Here is a 19,997-nt window from a genome sequence, read left to right as displayed (position 1 = left end):
GAAATACCCTATAGAATAGACTTTTTTTAAGTGTCTATTCCATAGGGTACATTTTAGTCTTTGAGGTATTTTCTTTAAACTCACATTATCAAAATTAAATCACTGCATCGAAGTCATTTGATTTAGGCAGAGAAGCTGCTTTTTTCATAAGCACTTCCCATAAGTGTACGGATTTCTTCCATTCGGCTGCGGCCTGTCCCTTTTGATACATAGCGTTCTCATAACTGAAAGTAAGTTGTTGCATATCAGTCGAGTTGTAAAGTGTATCGATGCGGAGAGCGTATTCTCGGAATGTTTGACTTTCACCTCGTGGTATGCCGATTCTCGCAAATTGTTTTAGAAGTGCACCGTAAGCTTTTAGATAAACAGCATCATCTTTTCGGTATTTATAGAAAAGAATAATAAAAAATGTAATCCATTTCATTCTAGTGGTGAAGAGAATGTATCCCATGATACTAATCGGTATCGTAGAGAGGAATACGTACCACCAAGAAAACCCATTTTTAGAATTTGTGATCTTTTTAGTAGAGGCTTCTTCTGTATTTTCTATTAAACTTTTGAGCTTTGCTTCATTGTTCCGTTGGTGTATTTGCTCGTTTTTAGAATTATTTTCTTCGCTATTTTGTGAAGTAGAAGCAGGAGTATTATTTATAAAATTATAGGGATTGGTAAATCCTTTTGTTGGTTCGAATGGAATCCATCCGTATCCTGGAAAATATACTTCGACCCAAGAGTGTGCGTTATTGTTCGCGATTTTATAAACATTCTCACCTTCTGTACCAGCAAATGTATTCTCAAGAGTTCCTTCTGTATAGCCTTTTACCCAGCGAGCGGGAATCCYGACAGAACGAAGTAACACGATCATAGACGCCGAAAAATTATTACAGTAGCCGCTTTTTGTATCAAAAAGGAATTGATCTACATAATCTTGGTTTTTGGCAGGAATCCTGACATTCATTGTTTCGTATACAAAAGAATTGTCTGTGAAGTAATTTTCAATAGCTAATACTTTATCATATCGGTTGTCTTTATCATTTGTAAGATTGACAGCCAAGTCTTTTACTCGCTGCGGTAATGATTCGGGAAGTTGTGTGTACTTTGTCATGAAATAAGAACTTGTTTCATGACCTTCATTCGTTTTTACAGCTTTCAAATTTTCTATGGAAAACCTCGGGATCTCATATGTCACTTTATACGAATTTAAAGTAGTAGAAGAGTCTCCGTGCATCGTATAGATTTTTTCTGAAAATGGGTCAACACTGTATGATACATCAGAAGAAGCCTCAACTGATACTAATCCTGCTGGATAGGTAAGGTGAGGATAACTTTTTTGCATGGTGATTGTTGCTTCGGTTGTCTCCGTTTTTGTATTTTGTTCGTACCACCTCACGACGTCGTTTTTATTTTTAAAAGAAACCTTTTTCGGCTTTTCAGAAACCTCCCAGCCTTTTCCTGTATAAAAATCTTTTGTTTCTACTCTCCAATATTGTTTGTTTTGCGTTTGTGCTGTAAAAACAATTGTATTATCCGCCTTAAAAGGACCGCCTAATTGCGAGTCATCTAAACCATACCCAATTTTAGAAACTTCTTGTTTTTTACTTGCTTCGGATGTGTTGAATTTTAAAAAATCCATTGGGTTTGGCCATTGAGGGCCAAATTTTGGAGCAAAGTATGCGATGGTTGCTGACAATACAATAAATATTGTAAGAGGCCTAAGTAATTTTGAGATTTCTCTAGCATAATTTTGTAAGTTTTCAATCTCTTTTATTCGTTCTATTTGAAGAAGACTAAGCATAAAAAAGCCGATGACAACAGTACGAATAATAGCGTAGTTTGCATTGTATAAATGTAAGTTATGAAAAGTTGTGATATAAATAATAGTCAATACAAGAAATAACAATCCACGTTTTTTATGAATCATCCAAAAAGAGATGAAAGAACTCAAAAACCAAAATGATAGAAAAAATAAAARKGTYGGAAAAACTGGAGAAATATCTAGCAAATTCCCYTGRAAWAACAGGGAGGAATTTCGAGAAATATCAGAAAAAAACGTTGTTAGCCAAGATGGATTTATAAAAGCATTTTTATAATACAGGGAATGAATGATGAATAAGATCGTGACGATCTTTATTGCAATCTGCCACCTTGTTTGAAAAAAAGAGAGAGTGAAGCAAATTCCTATAAATATTACAAAAATATCTAAGCTACCTACGTTTGTAATACCTATAAGGGGTCTTAGCCATTCTAGTAAAAGAAGAAGTCCACATACATGCATGAAGAATCTGCTCATATCCCATTGGTTTTTTGTTTGTAATGTTATCATTTGCTCACCTCAAAAAACACGTTTGTATACCGGTTTTCATAAACCGCTTTTACAAATATTTTTCGTTTTTGTAGAGTTTCTAGTATACTTAGTTCTCGATGTGAGAGTTGGTTCGCTTTTTCTTTCACGACAAACACCATTAATTTTCTATTTTTTATAGCAGCACAATCAGCTGCCTTTTGAATATCGGGAGAAAGATCGCTTGTCACGAGTATAATCGTTGCGGACTGATAAATTTTTCTTAATTCCATTTCTACACTTCGAGAGAGCGGGAATACACTGTCTGCTTGTACTTTCGCTAAATGACAAAAGACTTGTTGCAACTGAGTATCTCCATTGTCTAAAGGGAAAATAGTTCGTTCTTTTCCGACAGACACGAATGACGCTGGTGAATTTTGCTTCAAGACAGCCCTCACAATAGAGGCAGTAAACGTTACGACTGATTCGAATAGAGGGGATTGGGTTCTGTCCATGAATATCATGATATTATGGCTGCGCTGTTGTTCAAACTCTTTCGTCATAATATTGTTTGTTCGTGCAGTTGCTTTCCAATCAATCCATGAAAAGCGGTCACCAGGTTTATATTCTCTGACACCGACAGAGACCGTAGAGTCTTTTGCTAAATTTATATTTGCTGAAAGCGCTCCTTGTTCGAAATGATTTTCCAATTGTCGATACGTTATATCTACATACTGGGGATAGACTAAAAATGTATCTGGAACTGAAAAAGTTACTTCTTTCTCCATCATACCGAATAGATCGCCAGTTTTGACACGTACGCTTGAAAAAGTGTGCTCTCCTCTAGGGATTGTGTCAATAACATATTGAAACGAAATATTTCGTTTTAATCCTGGAAAGAGTATTACCTTATTCGTCTTTGTTTGTCTACAACTTGTAAATTGTGGTGGCAGTTCATCTTCTACAACTAAATAAAGTAAGGGAAAAGGAAATTTTCTTTTTATTGTAATAGTGCTTAAAAATTGTTCTCCTGCTACATATTCGTTTTGGTTTGTTATTCGTTTTACTTCAGCATCAAGTAAAACGTAGAAGGGGAGTAGTAGTGAATAAAGGCCAATAGGAATCGTACTGTAAAACAAAAACCAACTTACAAATCCTCCTTGAAGCATAGCGTACATAAATGTTAAGACTAGGCATAAAGGGATTAGCAATAACTTGGTAACGTGATATAGTGCTCGTAGTAGTCGTTTCATCAAAGGTTCATCGTCCTTTGAGTCGGCACGGTAGTTCGTGCAACGATTTTGGCGATAACTTTTTCTCCTGTTATTCCTTCAAATTTTGCTTCCATTTTTAGAATAAGTCTGTGAGCTAAAACGTAAGGAGCTAAAAATTTAACATCGTCTGGAATAACATAATTTCTGCCATGGATGAATGCATAAGCCTGTGAAGCTTTCATTAAAGCAATTGAGCCGCGTGGACTTGCACCTAGCTGTATAGAACTATAAGAACGAGTCTGATTAACAAGCTTTACAATGTAATGCTTGATTGCTTTGTCCATGCTTACTTCCCGGACGCTTTGTTGTAAATAAAGTAATTCTTCTATTGTAGTAATAGCTTGTAAACGGGAGAGTGGATTTATTTTTTCCATCCGGTTTAAAATTTCAAATTCTTCTTCTGGTGTAGGATATCCCATTTTTAGCTTCAACAAGAAACGATCGAGCTGAGCTTCTGGTAAAGGGTATGTTCCCTCATATTCGACCGGATTTTGAGTAGCCATTACAAAGAACGGTTTTGGTAACGGTCTTGTAATGCCATCTATTGTGATATTGCCTTCTTCCATACTTTCAAGTAAGGCAGATTGTGTCTTTGGAGATGTACGATTAATTTCATCAGCAAGTACAAAATTCCCCATAATTGGTCCAGGCTTGAACTCAAATTGGAGCTCTTTTGGATTATAAATAGAAACACCTGTTACATCTGACGGCAGTAAATCAGGTGTGAATTGAATTCGCTTGTAATCGGCATCAATTGATTTAGAAAGAGCACGTACTAGCATTGTTTTCCCGACACCGGGAACATCTTCTAATAGTACATGACCTTCAGCTAAGAGGACTGTCAAGGCTAAGATCGTTTCTTTTCGTTTTCCGACCATTAATTTTTCAATATTGTTGATTATTTTTTCTACAATGGGATGTAATGAATCAAGCTGGGTCATCGTAATCCTCCTAATTTTATTATCGTTTTCTAATTCATTTAGTGGAAAATAGAACTTATGTTAAAGAAAAGGAGTTCCTTCATTTTATTGCAGTATGATAGTAATCTAAGAGGTAATTAGTAATGGTATTATATAAGTTCATATTGAGAACTTATATAAATAGGAAGAAACTTACATGTTAAAAAATCATGGTGATATACTTTATAATTTCTATGTCCTCAAAGGAAATCCTACTCTTAATTTCAAAAATATTCAGATTATAAATTCGGATTACATCTAGTATAATTGTTGCCGTAACCAAGGGCAAAACAGTAAATAATGATTTCTAGTTTTATGTATAATAGTATCGTTGAAGAAAAATAAATTCCTTACATACAATAAAACAATAGGATAATCCGTGTCGGAAGGTGACGAATATATAATGCTTGATCTGTCATGTATTCTATTGGAAGGGACTATTTTGTCTGTCGTTATGCTTGTTACGTTGTATTACAATCCACGAATCTGGCTTCATGATTATCCAAAAGATATTCAGCACATTGCAAAAGGTAGAACAAAAAAGGAAACTAGACAATTTTACTACATTACAATATTTATTAAGGAAGAGATAAAAATTTTCGAGTAAAGCGTTCGTTTTAAACAAAAGGCTGTAAAGTGACGGAACACCATACAGCCTTAATGGGGTTCTCGCCACATCGCCACATCGCCATCAAGCTAAGAAAAGCGAATACCCCGAAACAAGAAAATTGGCATCTCCAGGTGAAAATGTACAATTTTTTGTTTTGGGGGCGTTATAAAATTCTTAAGTTGATGGGCATGGGGTTCGACCGAGATACATGTAATTTTGGGTCATAGCCTGTATTTTATTTCCAATACCATATTTTGTTGTAACAAAAAGGTTTGAATTCAATTATGTTACGAATTATTTTTGATACAGTATTTTGTTACAGCTAATTCAATAACTAAGACATCTCATATTTTCAGATGTTCCATTAAAAAAATGTTTTAGGCTATAGAAAAAAGTATTAGACTGTTAAAAAATAGTTGTAGACTGAAAAAGTGTTTTCTGTACATGAAAGCACCTTTTTAGTATGATCACCTAGAAATTAGGAAACTAACTAGATTCTTAAATAATCCCACATTTTCTCAGTGCATAGTCGATTCCGTCTTCACTGGACTTTTTCGTGACGAAATCTGCAACTGCTTTTAATTGTTCATTGCCATTTCCCATAGCAATCCCTAGTCCTACTAATTCCAACATGTCTATATCATTTCCACCATCTCCAAACGCAATAGCTTCTGATTTATCAATTTCAAAATACTGTAAGACTTTTTTTATTGCTAAAGATTTGGATACTTCTTCTTGTAATACATTTAAAATAAAAGGGTGCCATCTGCTAAATGTTAAATGTGGGAACTTGTGAATGTATTTCTTCACCGTTTCATCGGTAGCATACAAACACATCAAATAAACCTCTTGATTATAAATATGTTTATTTATAGTTGGATAATCATTTAATGACAACGTTTCACTCAATGCTGCTAGTATTTTTTTATCTTTTATACCATTCATACTAAAATCTTCTGTAAAGAACGATAGCCCGTTATTTTCAACATATGCAAATTCAACCACTTCACGAATAATGCTTTTATCCATTGGTACTTTATGAAGAACTTCTTGAGTATGCTTCACATAAGCTCCATTCGCTGTGATAAACGTATCTACTCCTAATTTTCTTATTTCATTGCACATGGATAACGGTCTTCCTGTTGCTGCAACTACCCTTAACCCTTTATTTTTCAGTGCTTTTATAGCTTCTTTAGTATTATCTGAAATACGACCATTCTCATGGTGTGTAAGGGTTCCATCAACATCAAAAAATACAATTCTATAATCCATAAGATAGCTCCTTTAATAATTAATAAATAAGTTAGAAGGTAAGTGCCTGAAATTAAAAATAATCAGAAAATTATACATTCTAATAATATAATAAGTATAAATATGTTAATAAGCAACATTTCTAACGAGAGTATAGTTTAATAAATAATTACGCTATACTTATGCTTAAATAAATATATATTATTGGAGATGTTGAAGGATGGGAATTATTAATAAACATATCACTCTCGATGAAATAGAGATAATAAGAAACTCATTAGATAAATTGCATGAATACCATAACAGTAAATCAAAATTTTTTTCTGGTGATTATCCAAGAATTACATTTGAGGAACGTATTGAAGAATATAAAAAAAATTCAAATAATCACCTATAATATGTATCACCCTTTTACTTCTTGTTCAACAATTGCGCCCGGTTGTTGGATAACAAATCTATGTTAAAGTTTAGATGAGATTGTGAAGGATTCTCTTAAACTAACGTGTAGTTTAGTTTAAGAAGGAGTAATACATAGAAGGGGCATTTTGTTACTACAAACGAATTATTTATACATATGCTATACAGTAAAGGAAATGTAGGGAGTGTCTTTATGCCATTAGTAAAAATTTATTTTAAAAAAAGAAATGGAATAGATAAAAAATTGATTGCTTTTACTGTAAGAGAGATACTTAAGGATGTTTTTTAATGAACATATTGATAAGGACAAGCATATATTGTAATAGGACGAGTTCTTCGTGTCCTATTCAATGCTCAGGGTAAACCCCTAATCACATTGAGAGCATCCAATAGCGAGGATGCTCTCTTTTTGTTGGATAAAATTAACATTCAAATTAAAGGATATTTATAAAAATAGGTAGAATCTAATTATATGGTTTATATTTTAATCCAAGGGGTACAAATTCGATGCGACGTGAAAAGGATTTGTTGAAACAATGGAAGGCGGATTTGCAAGCTGTTCAAGAAGAGAAAAGGCTGAAGAAGAAGGCTAAGAAAAAGAATAAGAAATATAGCATTCCTGGTAATACAGCTGGCTTCATGAATGGCAAGAACACCTATCGTAAAGAGAATGGGGTATGGAAGCAATCTAATAGGAAAGGTGTCTAGTAATGGATTTAACACTTAAAAATTTAATGGATGGTTTATTTTAGGTTCTATTATAGGAATGGTTACTCTTAGTCTTCTGTACCTATGGATATCTCCATATTACAATTCAACGGTATATCGTTTTTACTTAAATTTAGTGAATAGAAACCATACTGTGGGAGAAAAAACAGTTATCTAGAAGAGGTAATATTAGCTTCTTATGAATTGTTCTATATGGGGTGCCGTCAGGAAAATGCGGATTTACAACGGTAAGCCCATTTTCAAGGCAATTCCCCCGTTAATATAACTTCCCTGACGTTAGCTGTCAGGGAAGTTATATTATAATAGGCTATATCAATTGTGATTGGAGTGTTATTGGATGCAAACAAAAAAAGTGTATCTTTATGTATTTAATACAATGTCAGACTGGGAATATGGATATTTAATTGCTGAACTAAACTCGGGAAGATATTTCAAAAAAGATTTAGCACCTTTAAAAGTAGTTACAGTAGGAGCTAATAAAGAAATGATTACTACGATGGGAGGACTGAGCATAAAACCAGATATTTCCCTTGATGAATGTACTCTTGAGAGTAAAGATCTTTTAGTTTTACCTGGAGGGAATACTTGGAGAGAAGATATTCATCAACCTATCTTGAAAAAAATTGGCGAAGCTTTAAATCTTGGCACTATTGTTGCTGCAATTTGTGGTGCAACTGAGGCCCTCGCAAATATGGGATGCCTAGATTCTAGAAAGCATACAAGCAATAACTTAGAGTATATTAAAATGGTCTGCCCTAATTATAAAGGGGAAAAATTTTATGAGATGGGACCTGCGGTATCTTGTGAGAATTTGGTTACTGCATCAGGAGTAGCTCCTCTGGAATTTGCGATGGAAGTACTGAAAAAATTAGATGTATTTGCACCAGATACATTACATTCATGGTATAACCTAAATAAGACTCATAAACCTGAATACTTCTTCCAGTTAATGAATTCAATAAATAGATGAGCTAAAAAAATCAACTTAGCAGTTTTATATTAGTTTAAATAATTACCATGCTTTAGACGATATCAAAGCATGTTTTTTGTATATAACTTAAAAATGTCTATGGGGGGGGACCGCCACATCACAATCAAGCTAAGAAAAGCAAATACCCCAAAACGAGAAATTTGGCATCTCCAGGTRAAAATGTACAATTTTTTGTTTTGGGAGCGTTATAAAATTCTTAAGTTGATAGGCATGAGAGGTAAAGTATCGCAACTTTTTATGAACATCGTGACTTTATTTCAAATCCACAGTAATATCTTTAACATGGAGTTATTTTGCCAAAATACAGGATTATATACAAGTAAAGTAAACTATTATAGTGAGAGAGGAATAATTCAGTTTTCCTTTTTAACGGGTACGCATAAGTTATTCATATTCTAGTTTTTTAAATGACTTTATTGTTACTGATTATGAGTAAAATGAGTACAGGTCTTAAAAGAATAAACAACTATTTTGAACACCGTTCGAATTATTTGGACGGTGTTATCAGTGTTTATAAGGGCAAAAGTAAACAACTTTATTATGATAAAATACGAAAAACGATTATTGGTAAATAATGTATCGTCGTGACCTAGTTTTACACGTATCTCGGCTGAACCCCTACATGGAATGTTACAACTTAATATGGAATATTATATTCGTATTAAGTTATTAGGAACATCTAATGTTGTTTCACAACTGAAAGGAAATTGAAAAAAAACTGAAACTTTTCTCATTAAAATTCAATCTTACTTAAAAAATGAAAGGAAATTGAAATTTACCAAAAGAAATTCTTTGTTAAAATAAAAAGCATAAATACAAAAAAGTATTGACAAATGGAGAAAAATGTATTTTTCGAGATATAGTGGGGGAAAAAATGAGATTAGAAAAACAATTAATAAAAAAGATATATTATGAAACATTCCTAATGGAGAATGAAACACATCCACCTCTTCAAGTACTTGGAGGAGCTTATTTAAACGAACAAAAAAATGAGATTTCCGATGGATCTTATATTCGTTTTGCACAAGGTGAATTTTATTATCACCATCAAGATTTTGAAACAGCTATTTTTAAATGGGAGAAAGTCAGTAATGAATTAGCACCATGGGCACAAAAAAATATTGCGGATGCTTACTTCGAACTTAACCAATTATCAGTTGCTGAAAATGTTTATACCTCCATTACTACTGATAACAAAATACTTATGACCGAAATTGTACTGCAATTACTGTCTCTTTACATCGAGCAAAATAATCTTGATTCAGCTTTCGCTGTTATTAAAGAAGCGGTTTCTTTAAATCCCGATTATCCAAACGTCACAACAATTGCACGTTCCTTTTATGAAGAACAGCAAGATTTTGACAGTGCAGTAGAGCTTGCTGTGAATGAGTTAATTCGAACAGAATCTTTTCCATGGTTTGAGGTTCTAAAAGAATATATCGATAAAGGATTTACTAAAAATATTTCACCAGACTATTTTTATAAAGTATTAGTTACATTAAATAATGTAGATCAAGTACAATTTACGCAAATTGTTTCATCACTTTGGCACAGCTATAAAAATGAACAAAATTACTTATTATGGCTTAAAACAATAAATGAATTTTTCTTACATATCGAAATACATTCGTCCGATATATGGGACAAAATTTCTTCTCTTTACGAAGAAACGTACTTTGAATTAATTCAAGGTCAATATATGCTAAGACAATTACACGATATCATTCCAAACTTTTTAGCAAATTGGTTAAAGGTAGCCAATCCGTCTCATGCTGTATTTCCATCTGCAGCAGTATTGGCATGGGATGAGATTTTCCCTTCCAAAATAGATTCAGCAAATATAAAACATGCGGAAAACCTACTGTCATATTCTATTAATCATGTGAATGGCTTAGAGTATAGTTTACATCTTTTTGAATCTATTACACAGTGGGCACAAAAAAATAATTTAGAAATTGGTCATCGATTTAGATGGTTAGTTGGCGAGCTTGCAGATTTAAGAACAAATCGCCTTTTAGTAACTGGAACTTCAGGAAACGGAAAAGCTTCATTTATTAACTCTATACTAGGAGAAAATATATTAGAAAACTCAATCTCAAATGTAGTTGTCTTTAAAAATGATGCTCATACAGAAATTAACGATATAACAGATTCAGCAATTACAACAACTGAGAATTTCTCTGATTTCCATAACATGATGTCTCTACACCGCCAAACATATAGAGATAGAGCATGTGTTGAATTTAAATTACCATGCAGATTTTTAAGTAAAAATAAACTTGCATTCGTTGTTACACCTAGCTTTAATAGGAACAACGACACTAGAGATGAGACATTCGAATATTTAAATTCTGTAGACGAATTATTATTCGTATTGAATGCGGATTCACCTTTTACTGACAAAGAACGTGACATTCTATTAAGTATTCAAGAACATACACCAAATCTACAAATTCATTTCTTATTAAATAAAATCGATAACATTTACAGTGAAGCAGAAGCAAAAAGAGTTATACATGATACGCAAGCGAGAATAAACGCATATTTCCCGCATGCGAGAATTTTCCCTTACTCTTCGTTATATACAAATAGTCAACAACTAAACGATTTAACTGAGTTTATTCATTTTAACTTTAACCATAAAAATATCGATGCAGAACGTACTGAAAAGCTATTGTTTTTCATTCGAAAAACAATTACATATCTTTTGGATAAACGCGTCGAGATGGAAAACAACCTAGTGGATTCTATTAATTGGAATGAAGATATGTTAGTTAAACTAAATGGTTTTATTAATAACCTTACAGCTTTTGAGAAGGAAAAAATTCATTTAATTACAGAATCATATCGTACAATGAAAAACGAAATTACCAATGATCTTACAGAGCATATTCCGAAACTATTGCAGAGTTGTTCTGATTTAATTAGTGAAGAAAGCGATTTTGGACACATTGATATTGAACTAAATACAGCGATGAACGAAAGAGTTCAAAAATATCTAGAACAAACTGTGTTACCTAATCTTGCTCGCTCTATGCAAAATTGGATTGCAACTTCTAATAACGAGTTCCTTCAAAGTCAATCGTACTTAGAAGAAATCAGTGAAGGACTTAATTCTTTATGTGGAGAAAATCGAATACGGTTAGAATGTGACTTTAAAGTGCTTGATGACTGGCGCAGAGATACTGATAGAATGACAACTAGAATACAAATGGAAGAAGTAAATATCTTACGCCGATTTACACCAGCACAATTTTTACTGAAAAGTGCCGGTAAATTATTTGGAGTTCTTCCTAAAAATAAAGCTATGCTATATAACAAATACAAACAGTATTTAGAAAATGAAGATTATACCGATGTAACGGCTTCTATTATGAACAAATTTTTCTTGCAATTTGAGCTATTTGAAAACGCACTAGAGCGGGATATTCATATGTTCTTTAGAAATCCATTTGGCGCGTTGAAACAAGCTGTAGCAAACACTCATTTAGAAATACAAGAAAAACAAGATACACTGCATAAAATGAAATCAAATCCTGAAGTTTATCATGATTCTATAACGCTCTTTGAATTGAGATTACGTCAATGTGAAGTAATCTTAAATATAGGTGAGGATAATTCCTATACAGATTTAACTTTAGAAACAAACATAGAGTAAACAAAAAATAACTCCAAAATCAACTTTTAATATATATTTTGGAGTTACTTTACGTTTACGTAGAGAAAATGCACAAAAAAATCATCAGACGTTGACCTGATGATTTTTTTCTTATGAAGCGGCCTCCACCTTGTTAAGGTTTGTTTGTGTTAGAACGGATGTTCTGAGTGCATTTTCATGTCTTTTGTAGGAAATTAAAGTATTCTAGAGAATACTTTAATGTTGGGGAGTAAGACGAAATTTCAATTTGAGGAGAATTTTATATGATAAGGGAATGTAAGTTTGAAGATTTAGAGCAGCTTATAAAAATGAGTAGTATGGAAGTAATAGATCATGATTTGAATAATATGATGAAAATTTTTAGGGACTCTAAAAATTTTTTAGTGTGGGATGAATTAGGAGTAAAAGGCTTTGCTTATGTGATTATAAGAAATGAAGAGAAAAGAGAGTGGGATATTCAAGTTTATGTAGATCCAAGAGAAAGAAGAAAAGGAATCGGTACGTTACTTCATCAAGAAATTTATAAGATTGTAGAAAGTGAAAATCCGAGTATTTTAGTAACCGGAGTGAGGGTAGATAAAGAAAATCCAGCTGCTTTTTACGAAAGGTACGGGTATAAAAAGTGGTTTGGATCACCAAGTATGTGTTATACGGGAGGAGTTCAACCAGAGGTAGATATTGAATTCATTCCCTATGAAGATAAGTTTTACGAACAATATGCCGAGTGTAGGACAGAATGTTTTTATGAAATAGCTGTGAAAAATGATTTTAAGCCCTATGTAATCCCGCTAAATGAAAAAGACAAAAAGACGTTATCTAACAAGCCGATATATGTAACGTTACATAATGACCAACTTGTAGGAGCAGTTACTGTTGAAGATGGATATTTAGATCATATTATGGTTTCACCGGCATATCAGGGGAAGGGATATGGCAAAAAAATTACGCAGTTTGGGATAAATAAAGCATTAAGTAAAGGGGCTACTTCTATTCAACTTTGTTATATAGAAGGGAATAGTAAGGCAGAGAATCTGTATAAATTGTTAGGGTTTGAAACTTTTCAAATTATGCATGTGTATAGGGAATTCATGGATTAATAATGTTTTAGATAGCAAATGTCTACCAAATAGAAAAATGAAGTGCACCCCAATAGTTAGAGTGAGTTTAACAATTGAGATGCACTTCATTTTGCATAGGTGGGGGTTATTTGGCTTATCTTGATAGTCAATGGCAGTAAGTCCTAACACTTTCCTTGCGACGGTTAAACATAGATATGCATTTATTTGTAGTCTACTTGACCTTAATTTTTTTGTCTAGTTCAGTGTAGCCTATCTATTTGTTTTGTATTTATTTGGTAAATTAGTGTTGTATACTTAATTAAAAAAAGTGGGGCGTGTATATGGAATATGTATTAGAAACATCTCATCTTACAAAAATTTATGATTCCAAAACAGTAGTCGACAACATATCATTACATATTAAAAAAGGTGAAATATATGGTCTGTTAGGAGAAAATGGTGCAGGGAAAACCACAACGATAAGGATGATAATGGGGTTATTAAAACCAACTAAAGGTAATATATACCTTTTTGGAAAAGAATTCGATTTCAATAATCGGGAGGTTCTTAAAAAAATTGGTGTTATCATAGAATATCCAGGTTTTTATGGTAATTTAAATGCAATTGATAACTTGCGTATTAGTAGTAATTATATGGATATACATGAATCGAAAGCAATTGAACGAGTTTTAGATATTGTTAATTTACAACATGCTAGAGATAAAAAAGTAAAAAACTATTCTTTAGGTATGAAGCAACGTTTGGGTATTGCTCGTTCTTTACTACATAATCCTGACTTATTATTATTGGATGAACCAACAAATGGATTAGACCCAGCTGGAATTAGAGAAATACGCAAATTACTTATTCATTTGGCTGCAGAACATCAAAAGACAATATTAATATCTAGCCATATTCTTAGTGAAGTACAGCAGTTAGCAAATAGAATTGGAATCATTCATGAAGGTAAATTACTAAAGGAAAGTAGTATGCGAGAATTAGAGGGGAATTTCAAAAAACATTTGAGTCTAAAGGTTGATAAGATCGATGAAAGTATTAATATTCTTAAAGGTATGATAAATAAATTAGATTATCAACTAACTCCTGAACGCATTTTGATAAATAACCACGTAGAAAATACAGCACACTTAAATACAGCATTAGTCAATTCTGGGATTGGTGTTTTTGAAATTGTAACACTAAAACAATCACTGGAAGATTATTATATGAATATAACAGGTGGTGAAAAATGATGCAAGCTGTACTAAAATCAGAACTGATTAAACTCAAAGGTTCCAAACTATTATATTTGACTACTTCACTACAATTGATCACCGTATTACTTGTATTTTTTATATACGCTTCAAACCCTAAATATTCTATAGCTCAAACTGGGTGGGATGAATATTATCAAACAATCTATATATTCTTTAACCTTATGACTGGTACTGCTACTTTCTATATTGTAACTGGATATATATTTTCTAGAGAATACCAAGAAGGCACCAATCTCATTTTATTTACAAGTCCTATTTCTAAGTTGAAATTTTATTTTGGTAAATTATTAATTATATTTAGTTTTATTGTATTTACAATGCTTATAATACTTGTTCTACCTTTCTGTTTAGGTATGTTAATTACAGATTTACCTTTTACATTTAAATTATTCATGAGGCAACTTAAAGTAGTATCATTAATGGCAATCATGCATTTTTGTTTAATACCAATAGCTTCTTTGATCGCTATAAAATGGAAGAGTTTTCTTTATGTAGTAACATTGATGTGTTTAGTTTTATTTTTCAACATTATGTTAGTAAATTCACCCGGAAATTTTTTGTATCCTTGGATAGTACCACTTATATTTAGCCCTCATGAAGGTATGGGACGAACATTCATTAGCTATCCAATTGGAACTTGCAGTATTCTCTTTATTTTGATATTAGGTCTCACTTTGTCAATCTATGAATATAGAAAAATTAGATAATAAGCCTCTGATACAAGAACTTCATGCTGAAAGAAGACTTGATATTTATGTTAATATCGATTATTGAACTACCCCCACCTACCTCTACAAGAGCTTTGAGGTGGGGGATTCTCGGTTAAAATGATAAATGAATTTATTCGTTTACGAAGTTCGAATATAACTAAATGTAAAAATATGAAAATAAATTCCTTCATTATATTGACAATGGAAACAAATTACAATAAAATTTGATTGATTAATCAATCATTTATTATGAAAGGAGTATCTGAATGGAACCTAGACTTACTAATGATGAAAAAAAGAAAAGAAAAAGATCTACTATCCTAAACGCCGCAATTAAATTATATAGTGAGAATGGTTTTGCAGAGACAAAAGTTGCCGAAATAGCAAAAGAAGCAGGAGTTAGCTTTGGTACCGTATTTACGTATTTTGATTCAAAAGAAGCACTATATGAATCAGCGATTTTGGAGCCATTGGAGGAAATCAAACCATATTTTATTGAGATAGAAGAACACTTTAAAGGTGAGCCTCTTGAAGTTGTGAAGGAAATGATAGATTGCCATGTACAACTCTTTTCAATGAAAAGTGAATACCTACGCCTAATTCAGCAGGTTCTTGCGAGACCTGATCGATTTCCAAAGCTTTTTAAAGAACTAAACGATTTCGTAAATGTATTTATAGACTGTATTCATCCGGTTATTGAAGCAGGGCAAAGGCTGGGTTACTTTTATGAAGAATCACCTTCATTAGTTGCTGGGTCGTACTTATCCATCTTAAACGGAATGCGTTTAACGTTTATTGATGAATATACAAACTTGATGTGGAAGGATATAACGATACAAGCCCTGAGATTATTTGGACCTATCTCTAATAAATAAGGAGTGATTTATATGAAATTGAGAGATATACATCCCAACATCAAACTTCGCCTGGCCATGCAATTTCTAGGCAGCCTTATTTCCATGGCTGTTATACCTTTTCTGGCAATCTATTTTGCTCAGAAAATCGGAGCTACTGAAACGGGTATTATTCTTATAATAATTGTGATTAGTGGGATCATTGGAGGTTTTATCGGGGGGCATGTCTCAGACAAAATAGGTCGGAGAAAAATAATGATTTATTCTGAGCTTGGTATATTGCTTTCGTATCTGTTTATAGCACTTTGTAATTCCCCTTGGTTTAACCTTCCTTATATTTCCGCAGCATTCTTTATCATCAATATGTTTTGTGGAGGAATGTTTCAGCCAGCAGCACAAGCTATGATCATTGATGTTACTAATTCTGAATCGAGAAAGCTCGTATTTACAATTAGCTACTGGTTGGGTAATTTATCAACTGCTATTGGAGGAATCATTGGAGCATTTCTTTTTAAAAACCACTTGTTCGAGTTATTTATTGGGATTTCACTAATCTCTTTGTTATCTGTATTCATGACCGTATTCTTCATCACAGAAACCTATACACCTGAACCTTCATCTACGTCTTCTAATTATAAGAAAAAATTTTCATCAATAGAGATGTTTCAAACCTATTCGACCGTTTTAAAAGATAAGCTGTTTATGTTTTATATTTTCGGAGCGATCTTGATCTTTTCCTTGGAACAGTCTTTAACAAACTATATTGGGATTCGTCTTGAAAAAGATATACCCCATCATTCAGCTTCATTGTTTGGAATAGATTTCATGCTTGATGGCACAAAGATGCTGGGTTTTCTCCGAACGGAGAATACAATTCTTGTAGTTCTCCTATCAAGTGTYGTATTATTCTTATTTAAAAAGTGGAGTGATCGCTGGACTCTAGTTACAGGGATGTTGATCTTTTCTATATGCTTTAGTGTTTTTGCTTTTACAAATAGCGTGTTGTTTCTTTTTATTGCCATGTTTATTGGAACCATTGGTGAACTGATGTATGTTCCTATTAAACAGGCGATGATAGGGGAACTCGCACCACCTAACGCTCGTAGCACCTATATGGCTTTTAATAGCTTGACTTTCTACGGAGCAATGATTGTATCTTCGTTGTTGATCATCGTTGGAGAGTGGATTCGTCCCATATATATGGGGGGATTGCTTCTTATTCTAGGATTAACTGGTACATTTTTGTACTACATAATAACAAAAACGCTAGACTCTAAAGTTAGTGAAAAGAATGAAAGAAAAGTACCTGTTTCTTATTAAAGGGTTGTTTTTCCACTAATGCATGAAAAGAAACTAACTGGAAAACGATCTTCCTCAATCGGAGCATTTAATGGAGCATGTTTGTTGAACTAACGAAACATCATAAGGAAAATTATAGAATTTACAAAGGCAATAGGTACATAAAAAGAGAACATATTTATTAATGTTATTTAAGTTACTGAAAGGAGAAAATAGAATGAAAGATAAATTATTGAGGGTTGGAACTATTTATATTCCTGTTACCAATGTAGAACCTTCTTCAAAATGGTATGTAAACAAACTAGGTGCAGAGTTAAGCTATAAAGACGAAGACAAGGCTATTCTTAACTTTGCAAACCAAAGTTTTTTCCTGGTTAAATCCCAAGAAAATCAAAGCTTAAATTTTCACGATTTTTGCGGTGAAGAGCGCTTCTCTTTAACATTTGAAGTTAATGGTTTAAATGCACTTGAATCAATCCATAGTGATTTTATTAAAAAAGAAATAAAAGTTGGAGAGATTGAAAACAGAGGACATACTGGAAAGAATTTTGTTTTTTATGATTTAGATGGTAATAAATTTGATGTTTGGAGTGAATTAAGTTCCATCTTCAGAGAAAAATACCTAACATTGCAATAAGAGATTTTAATTATTCAATAAACAGTAGATTTACAGAATCAGTCTGGCCAAAATTAAAAAGAGTTCATCCACCAAGTGTTTGAACTTATAGCATAAAATACGATCTCGCTAGAAATATATGCGCTATATTCTCTTTTAGTTTATCCTTGCACCAGAACCTTTATATGTACTATAAGGTAATACAGTAAGAAATACATATCAATTTGCTTAGTGATGATGAATAAGGTGTAAATTTGAATACAATATATAGATGAATAATATATAAAGGAGCTCAACTCTCAATGGCAAGAAAATTATTAACACAAAGGTTTCCTCTTTTAATTCCTATTAGAATCAGACAACGTAGGCTGTTTAAAAAAATAAGCGATCGTCTTGAAGGTCATAAATTTTCAAAAACATTTGAGCAAAATCCATTACCTTACAGAATTTATAAACATAAATCTTTGCTTATTAGAAAGTTAGGTGATACGGATATACAGCTACAATATAACAAAATCACCAATCTAAAGCTAGCCGTCTGCAAAATAAACCAGGTTGTAATTAAACCGGGAGAAACATTTTCATTTTGGCATCTTGTTGGTAATTCCAGTGAAAAGGCTGGATATAAAGAAGGAATTATTCTAATGAATGGCGAAGCGATAAAGGGAATAGGCGGTGGTCTCTGTCAGTTAGGGAATCTTCTCTACTGGATGTTTCTTCATTCAGAGTTGGAAACAGTAGAAAGATATCGTCATAGTTTCGATCCATTCCCTGACTATGGACGTGTGATTCCATTTGGAACAGGCGCCACTTTGATGAATGGTATTATTGATCTCAAATTGAGAAACAATTCAAATATTTCCTATCAAGTCAATCTACATCTTGACGAAGAATACATCTATGGTGAAATTAGGGCATCCCAGTATCCTCCATATACGTATTCTATCGTTGAAGAAGATCATCGTTTTGCAAAAAAAGTAGATGGTCAAGTATACAGACAAAATAAAGTTTATAAAAAAATAGTTGATCGTGTCACAGGTAACTTAGTTGACAAAGAACTAGTCATGGAAAATGATTGCTTAGTAAAATATGAAGTAGATGATGAGAAAATTGTGGGTTCTTTATAGACAAGGATCTTCACTCATCTAAAGATATTTGAAAAAACTGCGTAGATAATTTTAAAATAAAATCTTTCAAGGCAAAAAAATATGGTTGAAGTGGATTTTTTTGATTTATTATAAAATGCTGGATTGTGGGTTTTAATCAAGCCTTATTTCAAAGTAACATTTAAGAATGTACGGATGGGGATAGACTCTTTGTTTTATTTTCAACATACATATCATAATTGACAATAAAGCAATCGTATGTTCTATATAGTAAATTATGTTCCTCACTGTATTTACATAGTTCTGTAATAAATTCTTTTTTATCTCTAGATGCTTTAATCGATGTTAACATACCTGAAAACAGTTTCTTGGTTGCTGCTGGTTTTACCGGGATTTTAGTATACAAATATAAGAAATCACTCAGATCCTTTAAAGTTCCGAATTCTTCAAAACTCTGTTGGAAAATTGGTTTTTCGTTAAAATCAAATAATCGTGTTAGATATACATATGTCTTCTCTGGTTTATCAGGAAAATTCTCCAGGTGTAGTCCTAATTCTTTTGCTGCTTCAAATAATGTAACACGTTCCGGAACGTGTTTGTATACCGTAACAGTTGCGTAGACAGGGGAATTAATAACTTTAGCAAATAGGACCCTATTATTTCCATTTATTACATAAAAATGACCTTTATACTCTGTTAAAAAGATGCTATCTCGCTCGTACCCACTGCGCCCCTTTAATTTAGCACGTATAGCTGGAGGACTTTGTAGGTATTTTTTGTAATACTCAGGGTTCTTTAGGTATTCTTTCCATTCATCAAAATGTTTCGTTTTTTCAAACGCATCTAATACGCTAAAGTCTTCATAACTACCGTGAAATATACTTGTAATTTTTGTGCAGTCTACTAC

The 19,997-nt window shown here is 32.6% G+C and carries 17 protein-coding genes; 12 read left to right on the top strand and 5 right to left on the bottom strand.

Features of this window, described 5'->3' with window-relative positions; genetic code table 11:
• Window positions 1-94: 94 nt before the first annotated feature.
• Genes AC1DIT_RS20500 through AC1DIT_RS20490 form a run of 3 tightly spaced genes read right to left on the bottom strand, consistent with a single transcriptional unit; the run spans window position 95 to window position 4,496 of the window.
• Complete coding sequence (locus AC1DIT_RS20500) at window positions 95-2,323, bottom strand: transglutaminase TgpA family protein (RefSeq protein WP_476998374.1); 2,229 nt, start codon at window positions 2,321-2,323, stop codon at window positions 95-97.
• Window positions 2,320-3,534, bottom strand: coding sequence for a DUF58 domain-containing protein (locus AC1DIT_RS20495; protein ID WP_016115883.1), 1,215 nt, complete (start codon window positions 3,532-3,534; stop codon window positions 2,320-2,322). The genes AC1DIT_RS20500 and AC1DIT_RS20495 overlap by 4 nt, the downstream gene beginning before the upstream one ends.
• Window positions 3,534-4,496 (bottom strand): AAA family ATPase, encoded by a 963-nt coding sequence (locus AC1DIT_RS20490; protein ID WP_016115882.1) that lies wholly within the window; start codon window positions 4,494-4,496, stop codon window positions 3,534-3,536. Before AC1DIT_RS20490 ends, AC1DIT_RS20495 begins: the two co-directional genes overlap by 1 nt.
• Before the next feature lie 460 nt (window positions 4,497-4,956).
• On the opposite strand from AC1DIT_RS20490, the gene AC1DIT_RS20485 reads away from it, so the two are divergent.
• Window positions 4,957-5,121, top strand: a complete 165-nt coding sequence (locus tag AC1DIT_RS20485) for a hypothetical protein (protein ID WP_229161835.1) — start codon at window positions 4,957-4,959, stop codon at window positions 5,119-5,121.
• 501 nt (window positions 5,122-5,622) lie between these two features.
• On the opposite strand, the gene AC1DIT_RS20480 is transcribed toward AC1DIT_RS20485, so the two are convergent.
• Window positions 5,623-6,396 (bottom strand): Cof-type HAD-IIB family hydrolase, encoded by a 774-nt coding sequence (locus tag AC1DIT_RS20480; RefSeq protein WP_016115880.1) that lies wholly within the window; start codon window positions 6,394-6,396, stop codon window positions 5,623-5,625.
• 199 nt (window positions 6,397-6,595) lie between these two features.
• On the opposite strand from AC1DIT_RS20480, the gene AC1DIT_RS20475 reads away from it, so the two are divergent.
• The 11 genes from AC1DIT_RS20475 (at window position 6,596) to AC1DIT_RS20425 (ending at window position 19,111) form a co-directional block, all read left to right on the top strand.
• A complete protein-coding gene (locus AC1DIT_RS20475; RefSeq protein WP_016115879.1) occupies window positions 6,596-6,772 on the top strand; it encodes a hypothetical protein in 177 nt (58 codons plus the stop codon).
• Between the two features lie 527 nt (window positions 6,773-7,299).
• On the top strand, window positions 7,300-7,500 hold the full coding sequence (locus AC1DIT_RS20470; protein WP_016115878.1) for a hypothetical protein: 201 nt from the start codon (window positions 7,300-7,302) through the stop codon (window positions 7,498-7,500).
• A gap of 358 nt (window positions 7,501-7,858) precedes the next feature.
• Window positions 7,859-8,491: a type 1 glutamine amidotransferase family protein gene (locus AC1DIT_RS20465; protein WP_016115877.1), complete on the top strand. Its 633-nt coding sequence runs from the start codon at window positions 7,859-7,861 to the stop codon at window positions 8,489-8,491.
• A gap of 895 nt (window positions 8,492-9,386) precedes the next feature.
• Window positions 9,387-12,170, top strand: coding sequence for a dynamin family protein (locus AC1DIT_RS20460; RefSeq protein WP_016115876.1), 2,784 nt, complete (start codon window positions 9,387-9,389; stop codon window positions 12,168-12,170).
• 263 nt (window positions 12,171-12,433) lie between these two features.
• Window positions 12,434-13,267 (top strand): GNAT family N-acetyltransferase, encoded by an 834-nt coding sequence (locus AC1DIT_RS20455; protein ID WP_016115875.1) that lies wholly within the window; start codon window positions 12,434-12,436, stop codon window positions 13,265-13,267.
• Window positions 13,268-13,569: 302 nt separating this feature from the next.
• A complete protein-coding gene (locus tag AC1DIT_RS20450) occupies window positions 13,570-14,481 on the top strand; it encodes an ATP-binding cassette domain-containing protein (RefSeq protein ID WP_016133212.1) in 912 nt (303 codons plus the stop codon).
• Window positions 14,478-15,212: an ABC transporter permease gene (locus AC1DIT_RS20445; protein ID WP_016115873.1), complete on the top strand. Its 735-nt coding sequence runs from the start codon at window positions 14,478-14,480 to the stop codon at window positions 15,210-15,212. The genes AC1DIT_RS20450 and AC1DIT_RS20445 overlap by 4 nt, the downstream gene beginning before the upstream one ends.
• A gap of 269 nt (window positions 15,213-15,481) precedes the next feature.
• On the top strand, window positions 15,482-16,090 hold the full coding sequence (locus tag AC1DIT_RS20440) for a TetR/AcrR family transcriptional regulator (protein WP_016115872.1): 609 nt from the start codon (window positions 15,482-15,484) through the stop codon (window positions 16,088-16,090).
• A gap of 12 nt (window positions 16,091-16,102) precedes the next feature.
• Window positions 16,103-17,389, top strand: coding sequence for an MFS transporter (locus AC1DIT_RS20435; RefSeq protein WP_016115871.1), 1,287 nt, complete (start codon window positions 16,103-16,105; stop codon window positions 17,387-17,389).
• 196 nt (window positions 17,390-17,585) lie between these two features.
• Window positions 17,586-18,005, top strand: coding sequence for a VOC family protein (locus tag AC1DIT_RS20430; RefSeq protein ID WP_016115870.1), 420 nt, complete (start codon window positions 17,586-17,588; stop codon window positions 18,003-18,005).
• 281 nt (window positions 18,006-18,286) lie between these two features.
• Window positions 18,287-19,111 carry a VanW family protein gene (locus AC1DIT_RS20425; RefSeq protein WP_016115869.1) on the top strand — a complete coding sequence of 275 codons (825 nt, stop codon included), beginning with the start codon at window positions 18,287-18,289 and terminating at the stop codon, window positions 19,109-19,111.
• A 160-nt stretch (window positions 19,112-19,271) separates the two neighbouring features.
• On the opposite strand, the gene AC1DIT_RS20420 is transcribed toward AC1DIT_RS20425, so the two are convergent.
• The coding region (locus AC1DIT_RS20420; protein WP_476998373.1) for a hypothetical protein at window positions 19,272-19,997 on the bottom strand (726 nt) is incomplete at its 5' end.

This window comes from Bacillus sp. 05T22, assembly GCF_056396765.1.
The sequence above is the reverse complement of the archived record's forward strand: the minus strand, read 5'-3'. Positions and strand labels throughout refer to the sequence as shown.